This is a genomic window from Natronococcus sp. A-GB1 (genome assembly GCF_029688845.1).
Classification (GTDB): Archaea; Halobacteriota; Halobacteria; order Halobacteriales; family Natrialbaceae; genus Natronococcus.
In genome coordinates, this window is the sequence record NZ_JARUKW010000009.1 from 140,646 (window position 1) to 160,167 (window position 19,522).

Sequence of the window (19,522 nt, forward strand, 5' to 3'; positions counted from 1 at the left end):
GGTTGCAAGCACCGCTGTATGGTTTTTCGGCTCGTACTCGGGTGTGGAACCATCGGTCGCCAGACGATCGGACGGCTGCCCGAGTGCGACGGCCGGCTACTCGTCGTCACCGACGACGAACAGACCGTCGAGACGCTACGCGACGAGAGCGTCCCGGCTCGAGACGCCGACCCAGCCGATCCCGTCCTCCTTGAGAGCCTCGAAACGCCCGACATCGTCTTCGTCGCCGGGGATCGCACCGATCGCAACCGGCTCGCACTCGAGCGTGCCCGAGACCGGTTCCCGGCCGCGTCGATCGTCGCCTACCTCGGCGGGAAACCGACCGAGGAGGATCGGACGGCGTTCGACGAACTCGCGGACCGGGTCGTCGACCCCGAACTGGCCATCGGCGACGCCGTCCTCAGGGAGACGACGAGTTCGCCCGCCGACGCCGGGATTCGGCTCCGGCGGCATCTCCAGGGACTCGAGGGACCGCTCGCGGTCGTAATGCACGACAACCCCGACCCCGACGCGATCGCCAGCGCGGTTGCGCTGGCCGAAATCGCCGAGTCGGTCGGCCTGTCGGCAGACCCCTGTTACTTCGGACGGATCTCCCACCAGGAGAATCGGGCGATGGTCAACGTCCTCGAACTGGACCTGCGAAACTTCGAGCCCAACGCCTCTCTCGAGGAGTACGGCTCCTTCGCGCTGGTCGATCACTCCAGGCCGGGCGTCAACGACCAGCTTCCGGAGGATCTCCACGTCGACATCGTCATCGATCATCACCCGCCGCGTGGCCCGGTGCCGAGCGACTACGTCGACCTCCGGGAACACGCCGGCGCGACGAGTACGGTGTTGACCGAGTACTTAGAGCGGTTCGAGCCGGCCCTCGAACGGGCGGTCGCGACGGCGCTTCTGTACGGGATCCGCGTCGATACAGACGAGTTCACCCGAGAGGTCTCGGCGGCCGACTTCGAGGCGGCGGCGACGCTGTGGCCACACGTCGACACCGACGTGCTCCGACAGATCGAACAGCCGTCCCTCGAGGGCGAGACGCTGGAGACGATCGCCCGCGCGATCAAAAACCGGGAGCAGCGGGGTTCGGTCGCGGCCGCGAGCGTGGGCCGAATCGGCGACCGCGACGCGCTCCCACAGGCGGCCGATCGGCTGCTCACGATGGAGGGCGTCGACACGTCGCTCGTCTTCGGCTTCATAGCGGAGATGGTGTTCGTCTCCGCGCGGTCGCGGGCGACCGACGTCGATCTCGGCGAGACCCTGCGGGACGCGTTCGACCGAATCGGCAGCGCCGGCGGCCACGCCGACATGGCGGGCGCCCAGCTCGAGATCGGCATCCTCGGCACCGCCGACGACGAGCAGGTCGACTCGATCGTCAGCGTCGTCGAGGAGGTCATCACGGATCGGTTCTTCGAGGCGATCGAGAGCCAGCCCGGCACGCCGGTCGGCTCTTACACCCAGACCAGCGAGGTGCTGTTCTCGCTCGAGGAGCCCGAGGCCGAGTAGCGGCGACGACAGCGCTTTTGCACCGGGGTTGCGTTGGTACGGTATGGACGTAACGTCGGATCGGACCAAACCTCAGGTCAAAGATTACATGACCCGCGACGTGGCGACGGTCTCGCCCGACACCACCGTCGGCGCGGTCGCGAACCGAATCGCCGAGACCGACAACCACAGCGGCTTTCCCGTCTGCGAGCGCCGGCGCGTGGAGGGATTTATCAGCGCCCGCGATCTGTTGCTGGCCGACGATGGTGACCCGATCTTCAAGGTGATGACGACGGACCTGCTGGTCGCCCACCCCGAGATGAAGGTCACCGACGCCGCCCGGGTGATCCTGCGCTCGGGGATCCAGAAGCTGCCCGTCGTCGACGACGCGGGCAACCTCGTCGGCATCATCTCGAACGCCGACGTGATCCGCAGCCAGATCGAGCGGGCGACCCCCCAGAAGGTCGGCAAACTGGTCAACACGTTAGAACAGATCCACAACGTCGAACTGCGCCAGGAGCGCCGAACGGTCCCCCTCGAGGAGCTCACGCCGACCCAGGGCCGGGTGTACGCCGACGAACTCGAGGGTCGGCGGTACGAACTCGAGAACGGGCTGGCCGAGCCCCTCGTCGTCATCGACAACGCCGGCACCCTGCTGCTGGCCGACGGCCACCACCGTGTGCTCGCGGCCGACCGCCTCTCGATCGACGAGATGGACGCCTACATCATCGTCATCGACGATCCGATCGACCTCGGGATGGCCCGCACGGCGAAGAAGGAGGGTCTCGAGCGAATTAGCGATATCGAGGTCGTCGACTACGCGCGCCATCCGCTGGTTCAGACGACCGAACGGCTCCAGGGCGAGGAATAGTCCGAACGTTTCGCTCCGTTGATCACTGGTCAGGGTTTTCCCGCTCGGGCGAGTACGCGGTTCGATGACCGATGACAGTTCAGCGAGCGTACTCATCGCGGGGGCGAGCGGCGACACCGGGACGGAACTGCTCGCCGTCCTCCGGCCGACGGATCTCACGGTTCGCGCGACGACCCGGTCGTACACGAACGTCGATCACCTCGAGCGCCTCGGCGCCGACGAGGTGATCGTCGCGGACTTCTTCGAACCCGGCGACGCGGTCGCGGCCGTCGAGGGCTGTGACGTCGTCTGCTGTGCGCTCGGGACACCGCCCAGTTATCGCCACACCGTCGGCGGCAAACTGGTCGATCGGACCGGCGTCAGCAACCTCCTGACGGCCGCCGTGAGCGAAGAAGTTTCTCACTTTGTCCACCAGAGCGCGATCGGCGTCGGGAGTTCGAAGGCGGGACTCCCACTGCTGGCAAGAATCCTCATTAGGGGTTCGCTGAAGGCCAAGGCCGACGCCGAGACCGCGATCCGGCGGTCGGGGATCGACTACACGATCGTCCGGCCCGGACGACTCACGAACGAGCCGCCCAGCGGCGACATCGTCGTCGGCGAGGGAGGCGACTCCGTCGCGGGATCGATCTCACGGGCCGACGTCGCCCGCGTCATGGCCGCCGCGCCGTTCACTCCGGATGCGCGAAACCGCACCCTCGAGGTCGCCAGCCGGAACGGGCTCTCGGGCCCGCCGAAACGCGTCGTCGAGGTCGACTGGGCGTTCGATCGCGTCGAGGCGGATCGGGACCGGATGCGCCTGTAGAAGCCACCCGGAATCCTTAATGGACCGTCCGGCAAAAATTACGATCATGTACGACGATGAGGATCTAGAGTCCATTCGGCAAGCCGGCGAGGAGTGGGAAGCGGAGAGCCTCGAGCCGACGCTCGAGGCCCACGGCGAGCGAAAAGACCGGTTCGCGACCATCTCGAACCTCGAGGTCGATCGGCTCTACACGCCCGAGGACGTAAGCGATCTGGACTACCTCGAGGATCTGGGCTTCCCGGGCGAGGAGCCCTACACCCGTGGTCCGTATCCGACGATGTACCGCGGGCGCACCTGGACGATGCGCCAGTTCGCCGGCTTCGGCACCGCCGAGGAGACCAACGAACGCTTTCACTACCTGATCGACGAGGGCCAGACCGGGCTGTCGGTCGCGTTCGACATGCCGACGCTGATGGGGCTTGACTCGGACGACCCGATGAGCGAGGGCGAGATCGGCAAGGAGGGCGTTGCGGTCGACACCTTGCGGGACATGGAGATCCTCTTCGACGGGATCGACTTAGAGGAGATCTCGACGTCGTTTACGATCAACCCCTCCGCGCCGGTGATCTACGCGATGTACGTCGCGCTGGCCGACGATCAGGGCGTCCCCCGCGAGAAGATCCGCGGCACCCTCCAGAACGACATGTTCAAGGAGTTCATCGCCCAGAAGGAGTGGGTGATCCCGCCCGAGCCGTCGCTGGACCTCGTGACGGACACGATCGAGTTCTCGACCGAACAGACGCCGAAGTTCCACCCCGTCTCGATCTCGGGCTATCACATCCGCGAGGCCGGCTCGACCGCGGTCCAGGAGCTGGCCTTTACGCTGGCCGACGGCTTCGGCTACGTCGAGGACGCGATCGATCGGGGGCTCGAGGTCGACGAGTTTGCTCCTCGCCTCTCCTTTTTCTTCAACTGCCACAACTCCTTCTTCGAGGAGATCGCGAAGTACCGGGCGGCCCGCCGGATCTACGCCCGCGTGATGGACGACTGGTACGACGCCGAGCGTGCGGAGTCCAAGCGTCTCAAGTTCCACACGCAGACCGCAGGCCAGTCCCTGACGGCTCAGCAGCCGCTGAACAACGTCGCTCGCGTGACGATCCAGGCGCTGGCAGGCGTTCTCGGGGGCACCCAGTCGCTACACACCAACAGCTTCGACGAGGCGCTGGCCCTGCCCGGCGAGAAGGCGGTGCGGGTGGCGCTTCGCACCCAGCAGATCATCGCCGAGGAGTCGGGCGCCGCGGATATCGTCGACCCGCTGGGCGGAAGCTTCGCCGTCGAGGCGCTGACCGACGAGACCGAACGGCGCGCGATGGAGTACATCGAGGAGATCCGCGAGATGGGTGAGGGTTCGGTTCGGGACGGCATCCTCGAGGGGATCGACCAGGGGTACTTCCTGCGGGAGATCCAGGAGGCCTCCTACGAGTACCAGGAACGGGTCGAGCGCGGCGAGGAGGTCGTCGTCGGCGTCAACCAGTACACGATCGAGGAGGACACCAGCCCCGATATCCTCCAGGTCGACGAGGACACCGCCGACCGCCAGCTAGGCCGACTCGAGGACGTCAAGAGCAAGCGCGACGACGGCGAGGTCGAGGCGACGCTCGAGGCCCTCGAGGGAGCCATCGACCGCGGCGAGAACACGATGCCGTACATCGTCGACGCGGTGAAGGCCTACGCCACGATGGGCGAGATCATGGACGTCTTCGAGGCCGAACACGGCGCCTACAGCGAGCAGATCGGACTGGCCTGAGCGGCGCTCGGCAGTCTGGCGATTCCCTGCGTTCTTGATGGTGCGCCGAGAGATGGCTACCGGATGGTCTCGACCCGTCTCGTCGTCCTCGTCTCGCTGGTCGCGAGCCTCGCGATCGCGATCGCGAAGTTCGTCGCCTACCTGCTCACCGGCAACGTGAGCATGCTGAGCCAGACGTACTACTCGCTCGCCGACGTCGCCAACCAGGGACTGTTGCTACTTGGGTTTCGACTCAGCGAGGAGGGCGCGAGCCGCAAACACCCCTTCGGGCGCGGGAAGGAGCAGTACTTCTTCGCGTTCGTCGTCACCGTGCTCCTGTTCGGGATCGCCGGCTTCGCCTCGGTCCGGGAGGGATACGCTGCCCTCGAAGCCGGCGGATCCGCCGACGACGTCGACGTGACCAACTACGTCGTCCTCGGAGTCGCGCTTCTCTTCGAGTCCTACGCGCTGTACACCTCCTACGGTGGCATGCAATCCGAGCGCGAGGCGAAGGGGTTCGGCTCCATGTTCGAGACGTTCCGTCGCTCGAAGGACCCCTCGCTGCTGACCGCGGCCACGGAGAACTTCGTCGCAGTCGTCGGTGTGTGCGTCGCGATCGGCGGGATCTACCTCACCGATCGCACCGGTGTGCGGTCGTCTACGACGCGGCGGCGAGTATCGTCATCGGGCTCCTGCTGATGGGCCTGGCGCTGGCGCTGGCCTGGGAAAGCCGCAGCCGCATCGTCGGCGAGGGCATGACCCGCCGCGAGCGGATCGCGATCGTCGACGCGATCCGCGCGGTCGACGGCATCGAGGAACTGCTCGACCTACGGACGATGCATCTGGGTCCGGAGTCGGTGCTCGTGGCGTGTGATGTCCGCTTCCGGTCGGATCTCGAGACGGTCGACCTCGAGCGAACGGTCGACGCCGTCGAGGTCGCGATCCGGGAGCAGGTCCCCGAGGCCGATCGGATCTACGTCGAGGCCGAGTCGGCCTGATCAATCGTCCTCGAGGTGTGCGATCGACGTGAACACGAACGCCAGCGTCGCCAGAAAGACGCCGACCGTCACGCTGGCGTACAGCGCCCCCGTCGTCGGCGAGGCCACGAACGTGATGCCGAGGACGGTCACGTCCTCGACTCCGGTACGGACCGGGATCGCGTAGCCGATGAGCGCTCCGAGCGCGGCCGCAGCGGTGACGAGCGCGAGCCCGAGGGCGACGACGAGACGCCGTCTCTCGAGCGATCGGCCGCCGCGTCGGTCGGAGTCGGTAGCCACGGCCGACGGTTCGAGAGCGGCCCTTAGACGATTGTCGGTTTCTCGCACGGACCCGGTGACCGCGGTCGGCGTGGACGGCTATCCGCGACGGTATCGCAGCACGACGGCGCCGAGGGCCGTTATGACACCCGCAGCCACGAGCGCGACGCCCCGGGCCGCGAGGCCGAACGGGTCGTCGCCGGCGGCGGCGACCTGCTCCGTGCCGACGGCGTACAGCCCCCCACCCAGCACGACGAAGAGGGCGCCGAAGCCGATCGCGAGCGGCCAGGGGCTCGAGACGTGGCCCGACTCCGTGATGAAGCCGGTGACGCTCGACGCGAGGAGCACGAGGCCGCCGATTGCGACCGGGAGGACGTCGACGAGGATGCCGATTTCCGAGAGGACGAGTCCGGCGGCGATCAGCACGGGCCAGGGGCTCGAAGTGGGCGGCTGTTCGGTTTCGGTCGAACCGTCGGTCATATCGGTCGTAGGACCTCCCGCGTGTAGTACCTGCCCAAATCGAGCCGAACGGATCGATACCCCGGACGCATCGTCAGCGCTCGAGACGGGTCTTCCGTGCTACGTTCGGACGATAGCGTTCGCTTGCCGGCTCGCGTGCGGCCGATGCTAGACGTCGCGGTCGATGACGAACTCCGTGAACTCCCGAAGCTTGCGCTCGTTCTCGGGATCGAACTCGAGTCCGTCGATCGCCGCTCGAGCTTCGGTCGCCAGCTCGAGGGCGTGCTCGCGGGCGTACTCGATGCTGCCGGCCTCCTCGAGGACCGAGAGCGCCTCGCCGATCTCCTCGTCGGTGTTCTCGTCGGCCTCGAGGATCGCCTCGAGCCGACGAGCCGTTTCGGGGTCGCTTTCCTCGATGGCGTGGATCACGAGCAGCGTCTTCTTTCCCTCGCGGACGTCGTTGCCGAACTCCTTGCCGAACTCGCCGGCTCGGCCGAGCGAGTTCTCGACGTCTAAGATGTCGTCGCCGATCTGGAAGGCGACGGCGGTCAGCTCGGCGTAGCTGGCGACTGCCTCCTCGACGTCGGCGGGCTGGTCGGTGATGATCGCGGCCAGCCGGGCGACGATCCGACCCAGACAGCCGGTCTTGCAGGCACACATCTCGAGGTACTGCTCCGGTGTGACCCGTACTTCGCTCTCGTTGTGCCAGCAGATGTCCATTCCCTGACCGAGATGGGTCCGATTGAGTTCGTCCATCAGCATCTCGTAGGCAGCCAGCCGACGCTCGGCCGGCAGCTCTGCCTGCTCTCGGGTCAGGATCTTCAGCGGAAGGAAGTACATCGCGTTGCCCGCGTTGAGCGCAATGTCCTCGTCGAAGACGTGGTGGAGGGCCGGCTCCCCCCGACGCATCGCGGCCTCGTCCTCCACGTCGTCGACGATGATCGTTCCGTTGTGGAGGATCTCAGGGATACAGGCGTAACGCAGGTACTCCTCCGGATCCTCCCCGAACGCGTCGATGAACACCAGAAACAGTACCGCCCGCCAGCGTTTGCCGCCCCGATCGAGCAGCTCCCAGAGCGGGTCGGATAGCGCCCGCTGGATCCCCTCCGGGTCGTACTCGTAGGTCGGCTCGCCGAAGAAGTCCTCGAGGTACTCCCCTTCGACCTCGCGCGGTACGAGATCGGCGATCGCCTCGTCGATAGCCGGCTGCCACTCGGCAAGCGTCTCCCGCATACCACCTTCGAGTGGGAGCGAGGTAAAAAAGATTCAGTTCCTCGTGTCTCCCCGCGCTCGCGGACGGTCGCGGTCGCGGGAGTGCCACGCCGTGACGAACTGTCAGGGAGCGTACTCGCTGTCGCCGAAGCCGATACCGTTACACGGCGGCAGGGAGACGATGCGAGCATGAGTACGTGGATCGGCGAGCTGTTTCGAAGCGACGTCGGCTGGAATCACCTCGAGGAGTTGGTCGACATCGGAGATCGGATGGCCGGCAGCGCGGGCGAGCGCGAGGCCGCCGAACTGACCCGTGACGCCCTCGCAGACGTCGGCGCTGAAAACGCCCGGCTCGAGTCCTTCGAGATTCAGGGCTGGAGCCGCGGCGAGAGTTCGATCACCGCCGGCGAGACGACCCAGGACTCCATCGCGCTGCCGCGCAGTCCCGCCGACCGCGTCAAGGCGCCGCTGGTCGATCTGGGGTACGGCCTGCCCGAAGCGTTCGAGGACGCCGACCTCGAGGGCAAGGTCGTCATGGTCCGAAGCGACATCCCGAGCTACGCGGACCGGTACGTCCACCGCCGGGAGAAGTACTACCACGCCGTCGAGGCCGGCGCCGTCGGCTTCGTCTACCGGAACCACGTCGAGGGCTGTCTCCCGCCGACGGGTAGCGTTGGAACGGCCGAGGACCCGATCGGCGAGATCCCGGCCGTCGGCGTCTCGAGCGAGGTCGGGGCCCGCCTGGCGCGGCGGTTCGACGGCGAGCCGATCGAGGTCTCGGTCGACGCCGAGATCGGTACTGCAGAAAGTCAGAACGTCCACGCCGAACTCGGCCCCGACACCGACGAGCGCGTGCTCGTGACGAGCCACGTCGACGCCCACGACATCGCGGAGGGGGCGCTGGACAACGGCGCGGGCACCGCGATGGTCGTCGAACTCGCGAACGCGCTCGCGGCCCGCGAGGACGACCTCGAGACTCGCGTCGAGTTCGTCGCCTACGGCGCCGAGGAGGTCGGACTGGTCGGCTCGAACTCCCACGCCGAGACCGCCGACCACGACGCGATCAAGGCGATCGTCAACAACGACGGCGTCGTCCGAGATCGCACCCTCGAGTTCACGACCCACGGCTTCGATGGGCTCGAGTACGCAGCCGAAGCGGTCGCCGACCGCTACGATCACCCGGTCGATATCGTCCCGCGACTCGGCCCTCACAGCGACCACTGGCCGTTCGTCCAGTGGGGCGTTCCGGGCTACCACGTGATGTCGACCTCCGACGACGTGGGCCGGGGCTGGGGCCACACCTTCGCCGACACGCTCGACAAACTCGAGGTGCGCGACCTGCGCGAGCAGGCGATCCTGCTGACCGATCTGGTCGTCGACCTGGCGGGCGAGGACCGGTCCGTCGAGCCCCGTTCGCCCGAGGAGATAATCGATGACCTCGAGGACCAGGACCTCGCCGAGGGGATGCGGGTGACCGGCGACTGGCCGTACGACGAGTAGCGGGAACCGTATCCTTTTGGATCGGCCGCGCGAACGCCGAGCCATGGACGCCGCGTGGGAACCGCCCGAGGACGGTGCCGTCGTCGGGATCGTCGTCGAGGAAGCCGACCGTCAAAGCGCCGTTGCCGACTCGTTGGCGGCCTCCCTCGAGGACCGCGGCCGGACGACCGTCGAGGTCTCGGCCGCGGAGCCGTCCGAGGCCGACGCCTCGGTACTGGTCGCACTCGGCGAGTGCGCGCTGTCGGCACTCGCCCGCGAGACCCCCGACGTTCCGGTGCTCCCGGTCGGGGATAGCGCGGGCCTCGAGTCGGCCGCAGCCGAGTCAGTTGCCGACGCGCTCGAGGCGCTCCTCTCGAATACCGCCAGCGTTCGCTCGCGTCCGATCCTCGAGGTCGTCCTCGAGGGCGAGCGCTACCGCTGCCTGTTCGACGTCACGCTGGTGACCGCCGAACCCGCCAAGATCTCGGAGTACAGCGTTCACTCGGATGACGAACTCGTCGGCTCGTTTCGCTCGGACGGCGTCGTCGCGGCGACGCCCATTGGTACCCACGGCTACGCGAGTGCCGTCGACGCACCGGAACTCTCGCCCTCGCTCGAGGCCGTCGCCGTCGCCCCGATCGCGCCCTTCGCGACGCACGCCCGCCAGTGGGTGCTCCCGCCCGGGTTCGAACTGCAGGTCGAACGCGACGAGGGCCCCGTCACGCTGGTCGTCGACGATCGCTCGGTCCGGTCCGTTCCCGTGGGCTCGCCGGTCGAGCTAACGTTCGAGGACGAACTCCGAACGCTGGTCCCACCGGCGGGCTGCCGGCGATAACTCGGTTCAACCGCCTCAAGCGTCGGCCTCGAGGTCCGCCCGCTCGAGGTCGTCGCCGCGGACGAGCAGGTAGATGATGAGGACTAGCAGACCGAGAACGACGGCGAGCACTGCGAGCACCTTGAGGTACGTCACGATCGGATTCGCCGTCGGTGTCGAAAGCGTTCGTGTAGCTACACACACCAGTCGGTATTAGTTAAATCCTTCACACAGTCCAGTTCGGATGGCGGAACGAAAACGGGGCAGCGTGCGAGACGGCGGAACGAACGTTAGCTCTCGAAGGGCTCCTCGTCGCGGTGGTTGTTCGGGTTCTGGTGCTCGAGGGCGTCGTCCTCGCGGTCGTCGGACTTGTGCTCGATGTCCTGGCGGCGCTGCTCCTCGTCCTGTCGTTCGCGGGCCTCCTTTTCTTCCTCGGTCAGTCCCTCCTCGTCCTCGTCCTCGGCGTCCGCGTCCTCGTGGGTCAGCTCGACGTCCCGTCCGTGCTCGTCCTTGCCGGTCTCGTTGTTATCGGACATAGTGATCTCGGGAGTGGATTCACACGGGCGGCGAAAAGACGTTCGGCTTGCAACGGACGGCTGCAACCGACGAACCAGTTCGGCGCGACTACCAGGGCTCGCCCGATGCGAGGTCGACCTCGCTGTCGCCCTTCTCCGAGGGACAGACGTCGGCGAGCACGCAGTCGTCACAGTCCGGACTGCGGGCGGTACAGGTCGCCCGTCCGTGGTCGATACAGAGATGGGTAAACTGCTGCCAGTACCTCTCCGGAACGAGCGCCATTAGCTCCTGCTCGATCGCCTCCGGACGCTCCTCCTCCGTGAGTCCGAGCCGACGGGAGAGCCGTTGGACGTGCGTGTCGACGACGATCCCCTCGACGACGTCGTGGCCGTGCTGGAGCACGACGTTCGCGGTCTTCCGTCCGACCCCCGACAGCTCGGTCAGTTCGTCCATCGTGTCGGGCACCTCGCCGTCGTGTTCCTCGAGGATCGTCTCGCAAGAGCTCTTGATGTAGCCGGCCTTGCTGTTGTAGTAGGTGATCGAGTTCAAGTCCTCGGCGAGTTCGTCCTCGGAGACGGCGACGTAGTCCTCGGCGCCGTCGTACTTTTCGAAGAGGTGGTCGGTCTCTGCGTTGACCCGTTCGTCGGTACACTGCGCCGAGAGGATCACGGCGATCAGCAGTTCGAGTCGGTTCGAGTACCGCAGCGAGATCGTCGAGTCGGGGTACTCGGCCTCGAGCCGATCGACGACCTCGACGGCCTGCTCCTCGGGGGTCTCGAGCGGGGTTCCCATGGCCGTTCTTTCGATGGCGTCCATTTCAGGGGTTCGGTTCGGCGGTCCGCACGGAGTGCAGACGGCACACACCCGGATGTCGTGGGTTTTAAGCGCACTTCAGCCGGCTATCCGGTATGAAAGCGACCGCGATCGCCCACCCCATCCAGGGCCTCGTCAAGTACCACGGGATGCGCGACGACGAGAAGCGCCTGCCGTACCACGACAGTATCAGCCTCTGTACGGCGCCGAGCCACACGAAGACGACCGTCGAGTTCTCGAGCGAACTCGATGCCGACACGTTCGTCGTCGACGGCGAGACCCTCGAGGGTCGAGCGGCGGAGCGAGTCGACAGCGTCGTCGCGAAAGTCCGGGAACGAGCCGACGCTGACCACGCCGACGAGCCGGTACACCTCGAAAGCGAGAACAGCTTCCCCACGAACGTCGGGCTGGGTTCTTCGTCGTCGGGCTTCGCCGCAGCGGCGATGGCGCTCTCCGAGGCCGCGGGCCTCGAGGCCGATCTGGAGACGGTGTCGACGATCGCCCGCGTCGGGTCGGCCTCGGCCGCCCGCGCGGTGACCGGCTCGTTCTCCCAGCTTCACACCGGATTGAACGACGAGGACTGTCGCTCTCGAGCGATTCCGAGCGACCTCGACGAGGACGCCAAGATCGTCGTCGGACTCGTCCCCTACCACAAGGAGACCGAGGACGCCCACGACGAGGCCGCCGACAGCCACATGTTCCAGGCCCGCAACGCCCACATCCACGGCCAGATCGCGGAGATGCGCGACGCGCTCCGGAGCGACGACTTCGACCGGGTCTTCGAACTCGCCGAGCACGACTCGCTGTCGCTGGCGGCGACGACCATGACCGGCCCGAAGGGATGGGTCTACTGGCAGCCGGCGACCCTCGAGATCTTCAACCGGGTGCGCCAGCTCCGCGAGGAGGAGGACGTCCCGGTCTACTTCTCGACGGACACCGGCGCGAGCGTCTACGTCAACACTACCGAGGACCACGTCGACCGCGTCGAGGACGAAGTGAGCGACTGCGGAGTCGAGACGATGGTCTGGGACGTCGGCGGCCCGGCACGAACCGTCGATGACCACCTGTTCTGAGCGACCGCTCGGATCGAAACTCGGCTGCCCGACACGGTCGGAGACGCCGCTTCTCGAGATCGTTCGCGGAAAGAATGGGTGAGCAACGACTACGTCGATCGGATCAGACTCGGCGCGCTACCGAGGCCGCGCGAAACTCATCGCTCGCAGCGCCGCGATGACGAGGATCAACGCGAGCACCGCCACCGCGAGCCACTGTCCGGTGTGTGTGGCGAGCGCGTCGCCGACCATGCCGAGGAGGTCGGCGCCGACCGCTTGCCCCACGGCGAACAGGACGACTGCGAGACCGACGAGGATGACGACCGTCTGGACGGCGGTCGAGGCCATCCACGCCCCGGGAGCGAACCGGGAACCGCGCGGTTGTTCCTCCGGCGGACGACTCTCGTTCGACTGGGAGCCACCGCGTTCGGTCTGTTCGGACATAGGCGTTCACCCGACCAGGGCTACCGCCACGCCACGGATTATTATGTCTCAGGTAAGGCGGTCGCCCCGGGCCGTCTCGAGTACCCTATCCGAATGCTAACGGCGATCCGATCGACGAAACTATGCGATGATTCTTCGTGAAGTTATCGAGGATACCGGGCAGGTTCGGCCCTCGAGGCCGACCGTTTGGCTGTCGAAACGGTCTTCGAAGGGGCGGTCGGACCCGACCCGCTCCGGTACGCCGGCTCAGGTCCAGCGATCCAGCCCCGTCTGGGTCGCCTGCTCCTCGATGCGCTCGAAACTGCGCTCGACCTCGTCGGCCGCGACGCCCCACTCGCCGGTGACGTACGCGCGTGCAGCCTCGAGGTCTGGCTCGATCGTCGTCTCGAGGCTGTAGTCGTCGGTAACGTTCGGATCGCGGAACAGCTGGCGAACGCGATCGCCGTACTTGATGGTGTCTCCGCGGGCCTCGAGCACGCTCCAGAGGTCGCCGTGCTCGGTGATCTCGCTGATCGCCGTCTTGGGTCCAATCCCCGAGATGCCCTCGTTGAAATCGGTACCGATCAGGATGGCGGCGTCGATCAGCTGCTCCAGCGTGAGGGCGTGGCGTTCGAGGGTCGCTTCGAGATCCATCAGCTCGGGGTCGCCCTTGCTCGTCAGCTGGCGCAGCGTCAGCGGCGCGCCGAAGAGCAGGGCGTCGTAGTCCTCGGAGCCGACGTAGTCGGCGTCGCCGCGTTTGGCCATGTGGGCCGCCTGGGCCTCCCCCTCAGCGGGCGCCTCGACGACGGGAACGTCGAGCAGCTCGAGCAGCTCGCGGCTCGTCTCCTGGATCGTCGGAGTCAGGCGCTGGGTTCGGGATTCGAGTTGGGCGATGGCCACCTCGTCGCCCTCCTCGCGGGCGGTCTCGAGCTGTTCCTCGTACGTTCGGCGCTGCTCCCGGCGGGATTCGATCTCGTCTTCCTTGAGCTGTGAGGGGCCGCCGTCGAACACCATGACGGGGGTGACGTCGTGTTCGAAGAACCGAGAGATGCCCTGGACGATACCGATGAGGTTCGCGACCTCGGTGCCGTCGGCGGTAGTGTACTTTTCGCTCGAGGTCCACTTGACCGTCGTCGTCAGATACCGATAGAGCCAGTTGTGGGCGTCGACGGCGATGACGCCCTCGACCTCGTCGAACGGCACGTCCTCGATGACCGCGATGTCCCGCAGTGCAGCGTTACCCATTACCGGTCGTTGGACGCGTCGGGGTTTGAATCGTTGGCTTCCGGATCGTGGCCGTCGACGGTCGAAGCTATCGAGTGAGTCCCTCGAGTGATACCCTCTTGAGCGTAGGGAAGGCGGATTGTGGGCACAGACGCTACTCACACGCGTGAGAACGGGAGAACGCCTCGTCCTCCCCAGCCGACTCGCTCGCGTGGACCGCTCGCTCGCCCCTCGCGGTTCGCGGCGCGTCTCACTGCGCTCGCAGCGCCGCCGCGCGCCAGCGAACGGGTGGTCCGTCGCCAGTAGGATGCTCGCGGTCGTTTCGCGGGATCGGTCACTCGCGGGGCGCGCTCGAGTCGGGTGGGCCACGATCCCGCCGCGCCTCGAGGAACGCCTCCTCCTCCGTCGAGAGATCACGCTCGCGGAACTCCTCGAGCCCCGCCTGGTAGCGCTCGCGGCTCGTCCCTTCGTCGGTCGCGTCCTCGTCGCTCGAGCCGTCGACGGGAGCGGGGTACTCGAGGATCAGCTCCGCGATCCCGGTCGTCTCGCCGGTGTAGCCGAAATCCGCTCTGTACAGCGCCTCGTAGGCGAAGGGATTGTTGACCGCGATCCGCAGGCGATCGTACCCGCGCTCCGTCGCGCGGTCTCGGACGAGACGGACGAGTTCGGGGCCGATTCTCTCGCCGCGGCGGTCGCGGGCGACCGTCACGTACCGCAGCCAGAGGGTCGCCTCGTCCGTGCGGTCCTCGTTGAACGCGATCGCCGCGACGAGGTCGCCGTCCTCGCGCGCGACGGCCTTTCCGATGTTCGTCATAACGAACTTCCCGGCGTAGCTGAACCGCTCGTGGTCGAGGCAAAGTTTCGGTCCGTCCGGCGGCCAGCCCAGTAGTTCGTACTCCACGGGTGACCGTTCGTCGACGCAGGGCCTAAGAGTCACGCCCCATTTTCGTTCATCCTGCCGATTCCCGCAGTGGCGAATTCAACGGGCGGATTTTTCCGCTTACGGCCCCTCTGTGTGAGTGATGACGGACGAAGAAGATCACGAGGAGGAACTTCTCGAGGCGGAGCTCGAACAGTCGCCCGATCAGGCCGCCGACTGGCTACGCAACCTCGCCGACGAACTCGAGGACGGCGACGAACTGACGGTTTCAACCGACGACGACTCCGTGACAGTCGCGCTGCCCGAGGACAACCTCGAGTTCGAGGTCGAACTCGAGCGCGAACCCGAGGACGACGACCACGACGAGATCGAACTGGAGATCGAACTCGAGTGGCTCGTCCCGAGTTCGGACGACGAGTAACGGATCGGCCTGCGCCCGGATCGCTGGGGCACCGCCCACAGCGATACCCGTTTTCGCGGTGTCTCTCGAGGACGACAGCCGCGCGTCCGTCGGTCGCTCTTCCGGATCCACACCGAACGCGATAGCCCCGGCTGTCGAACGCTAGAAGGTGGTTATGAAGAGTGGGAGCTCGCTACTCCACACTCGGTACGAGGGGTCGTTCCCGGATATCCCTGGCCCCAAAACAGATTGGGTCGATTTGGCCCGTCCGTGAGAGCGAACGCTCAGAACCGGTTTCGCCAGCGCTCACTCCGGATCACTTCGTCTTTCATCGCCGAGCAGTGTTCCTTCGCGCGCTCCTCCTCGAACTCGTCGGCCATGTCGTCGACGCAGGACTCCCAGGAGCCGCCGATCGACGACCAGTACTCGAGGACGCTGTCACGATCCCACCCTTCCGGGAGGCCGTCGAGCCCGTTGACGTCCTCGTCGACGATCTCGGTCAGCACCTCCTCGGCGGTCTCCCGGGTCGCGTTCTCGTCGTCGAGGTCGCTCGCCTCGAGGGCCGACGCCCGGTAGACCGCCGAGCCGACGGCCTCGAGTCCAACGACGTACGCGGGCTGGTCGTCGCTCGCAGAGATCTCGGCGAGTTCGTCCCCGTTCTGTGGGAACTCGAACGATTCGGTCAGCACGGCCGCGACGACGCCGCGTCCGTCTGGCGTGGCGACGACGTCCCCTTCTTCGTATCTGGTGCCCATACCCGGTTCTCCGACTCCAGTTTCAGTAGTGGCGGTGCCGGGAGCTGCAAGGGGTGGATTCGGGGGTAGTGCTCGAGTCGAAGGTTGTGGTTCGGTCGCTCGAGGTGCGGTCTTCGAAAGAAGCGCGGACCGGGATTTGAACTACGCGAAACGCTCGCTGTCGCTCGCGTGAGAACATTCGCGGACCGGGATTTGAACTACGCGAAGACGGTCGCGCTCGCTTCGCTCGCGTGCTGCGTCTTCTCTACTTCAAATCCCTAATGCGATTTCTGCTGCTCGCGGTATTGCTCGCAGCAGAAATGCGCGGACCGGGATTTGAACCCGGGCCATGAGCTTGGAAGGCTCAGGTCCTACCACTAGACCATCCGCGCGCACTCTTTCGTTTTCGTTCCTCGTTTAAGGCTATTCCGTTTCGGCTCGAGGGACGCGTTCCCCGCCCACGACGGTCGCATAGCAGTTCCCGCTCGAGAGCTCCCACTCCGCGATCTCGAGGGCGCTCGCCTCGAGGTCGCGCTCGAACTCCGCGGGGTCGTAGATATGGTAGAACCGATCGACGGTCTCGCCGCCGGGGAGGGTCCACTCGACGGTCGTGTCGAACCCCTCGGTCTCGTCGAATCGGTCGTGGGCGGTCGACCAGGCGCTGATGAGCGCGCGGCCGTCGGGGGCGAGGACGCGCGCGAGTTCGTCCAGGCTCGCCAGCCGCATCGCTCGCGTCGGCAGGTGGTGTAACGTCGCGACGTAGACCGCGACGTCGACGCTGTTATCGGCCAGGGGCAGGCTCGAGGCGTCGCCCTGGACCAGCGAGACGTCGAACTCGCGTTCGCGGGCCCGTTCGCGCCCGGTCTCGAGCAGGCCGCGGCTCACGTCCAGCCCGACTACCCGGTCGATCCCGTCGGCGTCGGCCAGCAGCTGGGCGTGCCGACAGTTGCCACAGCCCAGATCGAGCCCGACGCCTCCCTTCGGAGAGCGTTCCTCGAGAAAGGCTTCGACCTCGGGCCAGGCGTACTCGCGGGTCGAGGCGAAGTGGGTCGCGATCCGATCGTACGTGTCGCGGACGGCCCGCCGGTGGTCCATCTCGGTCGCACGGAGAGCGCGAGCGCGCAAAAAGCGTTCGATGACTCGAGCGATCGTCGTCACGACCACGTTTGCCCACGCGAACCGGCTCCATCGACGGATCCGTCGAAGACCGGAGTAGTCTTGCGTTACGTTCATACGGTGGGAGTACCAAGCGAGGGTACGGAATGAGGCGCGAGCACTTCACACTGGATGTCAGCAACGTCGACTGGGTCGAGACCGACGGCGAGCCGGCGAAACCGTCGGTATCGATCGACTTCACCGGTCCAGCGACGGCACTCCGTGAGCGCCTTACCGCTCCCGACGGGGACGTTCTCGAGGCGAGCGAGACCGACGCCGCCCTTCGTCTCCAAGGTCCGCTCGGGGAGGAAACCGACGGCGTCGTGAGCGTCGCCAACCGAACCACAGGCGAGTTCCTGCTGGAACTCAACGAGGACGCCGACAACGTCCTGCGGTTCATTCGGGCCGCGCGCGGCTACGGCGAGAACGGGAGCGGCGACGGTCGGTACGAGATCGAGCTCCTGTTCGACGGCGAGGAGTTCGTCAGCTACGACAAGGGAACGTTCCTGGTCTACGACGAAGACGGCAACCTCCTCCGCCAGCACAGTCTCATCCCCAGCGGCGTCGAACTCTAAACCCAGGCCGCGGGAACCGACCGGCAATTATAAGTATTTTAGGCACGCCTAAACCGAATGAACGCCGGCAGACGCCGGAAATCGATATGGCGAACGGACAACTACTCACGTCGGCAACCGACGCAAGGCAGTCGAGAACCCCGTCTCCGGAATCCGATGAGGACATCGTCCTCGAGCTCGACGGCGTCGCGAAACGGTACGGTACCGAGGACGTGATCTCGGATCTCTCGCTGTCCGTTCGCGACGGCGAAATTCTCACCCTCCTCGGCCCCTCCGGCTGCGGGAAGACGACGACGCTCCGACTGATCGCGGGGCTAGAGCGACCGAACGCGGGCACCGTCCGACTCCAGGAGACCCCGGTCGCAGGCGAGGGCCGGTTCGTCCCGCCGGAGGAACGCGGAACGGGGGTCGTCTTTCAGGAGTTCGCACTGTTTCCACACCTCACGTCCCGCGAAAACGTCGCGTTCGGACTACAGGAGTGGGACAAACCCGACCGTGAGGCGCGAGTCGATGAACTGCTCGAGCTGGTCGGCCTCGAGGATCACGGCGAGGACTACCCGGACGAACTCTCGGGCGGACAACAACAGCGAATCGCGCTCGCCCGCTCGCTGGCACCCGAACCCGAGATGCTGTTGCTCGACGAGCCGTTCTCGAACCTGGACGTCGACCTGCGCGTCGAGATGCGCGAGGAGGTTCGCCGAATCATCAAGGCCGCCGGCGTCACCGCCGTCTCCGTGACCCACGACCAGGAGGAGGCGCTGTCGATCTCCGACCGGGTCGCCGTGATGAACGACGGCGACATCGAACAGATCGACACGCCCGAACAGGTCTTTCAGCAGCCCGAGTCACGCTTCGTCGCGGGCTTTCTCGGCCACGCGAGCTTCCTCGCCGGGGACGTACGGGGCGACCACGTCGACACCGCGCTCGGCCGAGTGTTACGCGACAACGTCAACGGCCTCGCCCAGCAGTACGACGGAACCACCGTCGACCTGCTCGTCCGACCCGACGACGTGACGGCCTACCCGGCTGCGGACACCGACGCCGCGGCCGACGGCACCGTCGTCTACCGTCGGTATCTCGGGCCGACCGTGCTTTACCGGGTCGAACTCGACACCGGCGAGACGATCGAGTGCATGCACAACCACTCCGATCGGATCAACCTGGACGAACGCGTCGCCGTACGGGTCACCGCCGACCACGAACTGGCCTGGTTCCCCGCCAGCCAGCGCGAGCGAGCGCCCTCGGCCGCGGCCGACTGAGCCGCTCTTCGCCCGGCGCGACAGTTTTGCGACGCGTCGCCACACAATGCTTAAACCAAAACCCTCCTTACACGTGGATATGCACAAGGACGAACTCCTCGAACTCCACGAAGAACTCGTCGTCATTATGGAGTACTTCTCGGAGCGCGAGGAGGTCGACGAGGAGTTGTTCGATCCGTACCGCCAGCTCGACGTCGATCCCTCGCACGTCCACAAATCGAAGAGCGAACACAAACACGCCGTCTTCGTGCTGGGCAACGCGCTGGCCAAGGCGATGAGCGAGGACGAGTTCTCGAGCGCTGGGCGGATCGGCAAACGCATGAAGGAACTCGCCGAGGACGCCGAGTCAAAGATATAGACGAAACGTATTTGTCCCGGATCCTGGTTGTTGTC

General features: G+C 66.3%; 23 protein-coding genes and 1 tRNA gene. 13 read left to right on the forward strand and 11 right to left on the reverse strand.

All coding sequences use genetic code 11. The features are described from left to right. The first annotated feature begins 18 nt into the window (after positions 1–18). The 6 genes from QA600_RS12190 to QA600_RS12215 all read left to right on the forward strand — a co-directional run bounded on the left by QA600_RS12190 (position 19) and on the right by QA600_RS12215 (position 5,876). Positions 19–1,500 carry a DHH family phosphoesterase gene (locus QA600_RS12190; protein ID WP_278292217.1) on the forward strand — a complete coding sequence of 494 codons (1,482 nt, stop codon included), beginning with the start codon at positions 19–21 and terminating at the stop codon, positions 1,498–1,500. Between the two features lie 43 nt (positions 1,501–1,543). Continuing rightward, a complete protein-coding gene (locus tag QA600_RS12195) occupies positions 1,544–2,350 on the forward strand; it encodes a CBS domain-containing protein (protein ID WP_278292218.1) in 807 nt (268 codons plus the stop codon). 64 nt (positions 2,351–2,414) lie between these two features. Then, positions 2,415–3,152 carry an NAD(P)-binding oxidoreductase gene (locus QA600_RS12200; RefSeq protein WP_278292219.1) on the forward strand — a complete coding sequence of 246 codons (738 nt, stop codon included), beginning with the start codon at positions 2,415–2,417 and terminating at the stop codon, positions 3,150–3,152. Between the two features lie 46 nt (positions 3,153–3,198). Then, positions 3,199–4,899 (forward strand): methylmalonyl-CoA mutase family protein, encoded by a 1,701-nt coding sequence (locus QA600_RS12205; protein WP_278292220.1) that lies wholly within the window; start codon positions 3,199–3,201, stop codon positions 4,897–4,899. Positions 4,900–4,962: 63 nt separating this feature from the next. Then, the gene (locus QA600_RS12210) at positions 4,963–5,577 is read left to right on the forward strand and encodes a cation transporter (RefSeq protein WP_278292221.1); all 615 of its coding nucleotides are present in this window, start codon (positions 4,963–4,965) and stop codon (positions 5,575–5,577) included. Continuing rightward, positions 5,577–5,876 carry a cation transporter dimerization domain-containing protein gene (locus QA600_RS12215; protein WP_278292222.1) on the forward strand — a complete coding sequence of 100 codons (300 nt, stop codon included), beginning with the start codon at positions 5,577–5,579 and terminating at the stop codon, positions 5,874–5,876. The genes QA600_RS12210 and QA600_RS12215 overlap by 1 nt, the downstream gene beginning before the upstream one ends. On the opposite strand, the gene QA600_RS12220 is transcribed toward QA600_RS12215, so the two are convergent. From QA600_RS12220 to QA600_RS12230, 3 genes are all read right to left on the reverse strand, one after another. Further along, positions 5,877–6,155, reverse strand: coding sequence for a hypothetical protein (locus tag QA600_RS12220; RefSeq protein ID WP_278292223.1), 279 nt, complete (start codon positions 6,153–6,155; stop codon positions 5,877–5,879). A 78-nt stretch (positions 6,156–6,233) separates the two neighbouring features. Then, positions 6,234–6,614, reverse strand: a complete 381-nt coding sequence (locus QA600_RS12225; protein ID WP_278292224.1) for a hypothetical protein — start codon at positions 6,612–6,614, stop codon at positions 6,234–6,236. A gap of 147 nt (positions 6,615–6,761) precedes the next feature. Then, the gene (locus tag QA600_RS12230; protein ID WP_278292225.1) at positions 6,762–7,826 is read right to left on the reverse strand and encodes a polyprenyl synthetase family protein; all 1,065 of its coding nucleotides are present in this window, start codon (positions 7,824–7,826) and stop codon (positions 6,762–6,764) included. Between the two features lie 168 nt (positions 7,827–7,994). Here QA600_RS12230 and QA600_RS12235 point away from each other — a divergent pair, with 168 nt between their 5' ends. Then, positions 7,995–9,305, forward strand: a complete 1,311-nt coding sequence (locus tag QA600_RS12235; RefSeq protein WP_278292227.1) for a M28 family peptidase — start codon at positions 7,995–7,997, stop codon at positions 9,303–9,305. A 43-nt stretch (positions 9,306–9,348) separates the two neighbouring features. Continuing rightward, on the forward strand, positions 9,349–10,119 hold the full coding sequence (locus tag QA600_RS12240) for an ATP-NAD kinase (RefSeq protein WP_278292228.1): 771 nt from the start codon (positions 9,349–9,351) through the stop codon (positions 10,117–10,119). 269 nt (positions 10,120–10,388) lie between these two features. Here QA600_RS12240 and QA600_RS12245 read toward each other — a convergent pair whose 3' ends face one another. Further along, the gene (locus QA600_RS12245) at positions 10,389–10,634 is read right to left on the reverse strand and encodes a hypothetical protein (RefSeq protein ID WP_005556246.1); all 246 of its coding nucleotides are present in this window, start codon (positions 10,632–10,634) and stop codon (positions 10,389–10,391) included. 88 nt (positions 10,635–10,722) lie between these two features. Next, positions 10,723–11,406, reverse strand: coding sequence for an endonuclease III (gene nth, locus QA600_RS12250; protein ID WP_278292231.1), 684 nt, complete (start codon positions 11,404–11,406; stop codon positions 10,723–10,725). A 116-nt stretch (positions 11,407–11,522) separates the two neighbouring features. On the opposite strand from nth, the gene mvaD reads away from it, so the two are divergent. Next, positions 11,523–12,500: a phosphomevalonate decarboxylase MvaD gene (gene mvaD / locus QA600_RS12255; protein WP_278292233.1), complete on the forward strand. Its 978-nt coding sequence runs from the start codon at positions 11,523–11,525 to the stop codon at positions 12,498–12,500. A 117-nt stretch (positions 12,501–12,617) separates the two neighbouring features. Here the strand turns inward: mvaD and QA600_RS12260 are convergent, their stop codons facing one another. From QA600_RS12260 to QA600_RS12270, 3 genes are all read right to left on the reverse strand, one after another. Next, positions 12,618–12,923 (reverse strand): hypothetical protein, encoded by a 306-nt coding sequence (locus QA600_RS12260; protein ID WP_005556241.1) that lies wholly within the window; start codon positions 12,921–12,923, stop codon positions 12,618–12,620. A gap of 246 nt (positions 12,924–13,169) precedes the next feature. After that, positions 13,170–14,147, reverse strand: coding sequence for a flap endonuclease-1 (gene fen / locus QA600_RS12265; protein ID WP_278292234.1), 978 nt, complete (start codon positions 14,145–14,147; stop codon positions 13,170–13,172). 313 nt (positions 14,148–14,460) lie between these two features. Then, positions 14,461–15,027 carry a GNAT family N-acetyltransferase gene (locus tag QA600_RS12270; RefSeq protein WP_278292235.1) on the reverse strand — a complete coding sequence of 189 codons (567 nt, stop codon included), beginning with the start codon at positions 15,025–15,027 and terminating at the stop codon, positions 14,461–14,463. Positions 15,028–15,148: 121 nt separating this feature from the next. Here QA600_RS12270 and QA600_RS12275 point away from each other — a divergent pair, with 121 nt between their 5' ends. Continuing rightward, positions 15,149–15,427, forward strand: a complete 279-nt coding sequence (locus QA600_RS12275; protein WP_278292236.1) for an amphi-Trp domain-containing protein — start codon at positions 15,149–15,151, stop codon at positions 15,425–15,427. A gap of 263 nt (positions 15,428–15,690) precedes the next feature. Here the strand turns inward: QA600_RS12275 and QA600_RS12280 are convergent, their stop codons facing one another. From QA600_RS12280 to QA600_RS12290, 3 genes are all read right to left on the reverse strand, one after another. Next, the gene (locus tag QA600_RS12280) at positions 15,691–16,161 is read right to left on the reverse strand and encodes a hypothetical protein (RefSeq protein ID WP_278292237.1); all 471 of its coding nucleotides are present in this window, start codon (positions 16,159–16,161) and stop codon (positions 15,691–15,693) included. Positions 16,162–16,461: 300 nt separating this feature from the next. Next, a tRNA-Gly gene (locus QA600_RS12285) sits at positions 16,462–16,532 on the reverse strand. A gap of 31 nt (positions 16,533–16,563) precedes the next feature. Next, a complete protein-coding gene (locus QA600_RS12290; RefSeq protein ID WP_278292277.1) occupies positions 16,564–17,235 on the reverse strand; it encodes a class I SAM-dependent methyltransferase in 672 nt (223 codons plus the stop codon). 167 nt (positions 17,236–17,402) lie between these two features. On the opposite strand from QA600_RS12290, the gene QA600_RS12295 reads away from it, so the two are divergent. From QA600_RS12295 to QA600_RS12305, 3 genes are all read left to right on the forward strand, one after another. Continuing rightward, positions 17,403–17,870, forward strand: coding sequence for a DUF5793 family protein (locus tag QA600_RS12295; RefSeq protein ID WP_278292239.1), 468 nt, complete (start codon positions 17,403–17,405; stop codon positions 17,868–17,870). An 86-nt stretch (positions 17,871–17,956) separates the two neighbouring features. Then, entirely contained in the window at positions 17,957–19,129 is a 1,173-nt protein-coding gene (locus QA600_RS12300) for an ABC transporter ATP-binding protein (protein WP_278292240.1), read from the forward strand. 79 nt (positions 19,130–19,208) lie between these two features. Beyond that, positions 19,209–19,487, forward strand: a complete 279-nt coding sequence (locus QA600_RS12305; RefSeq protein ID WP_008426477.1) for a UPF0058 family protein — start codon at positions 19,209–19,211, stop codon at positions 19,485–19,487. The last annotated feature ends 35 nt before the right edge of the window (positions 19,488–19,522 follow it).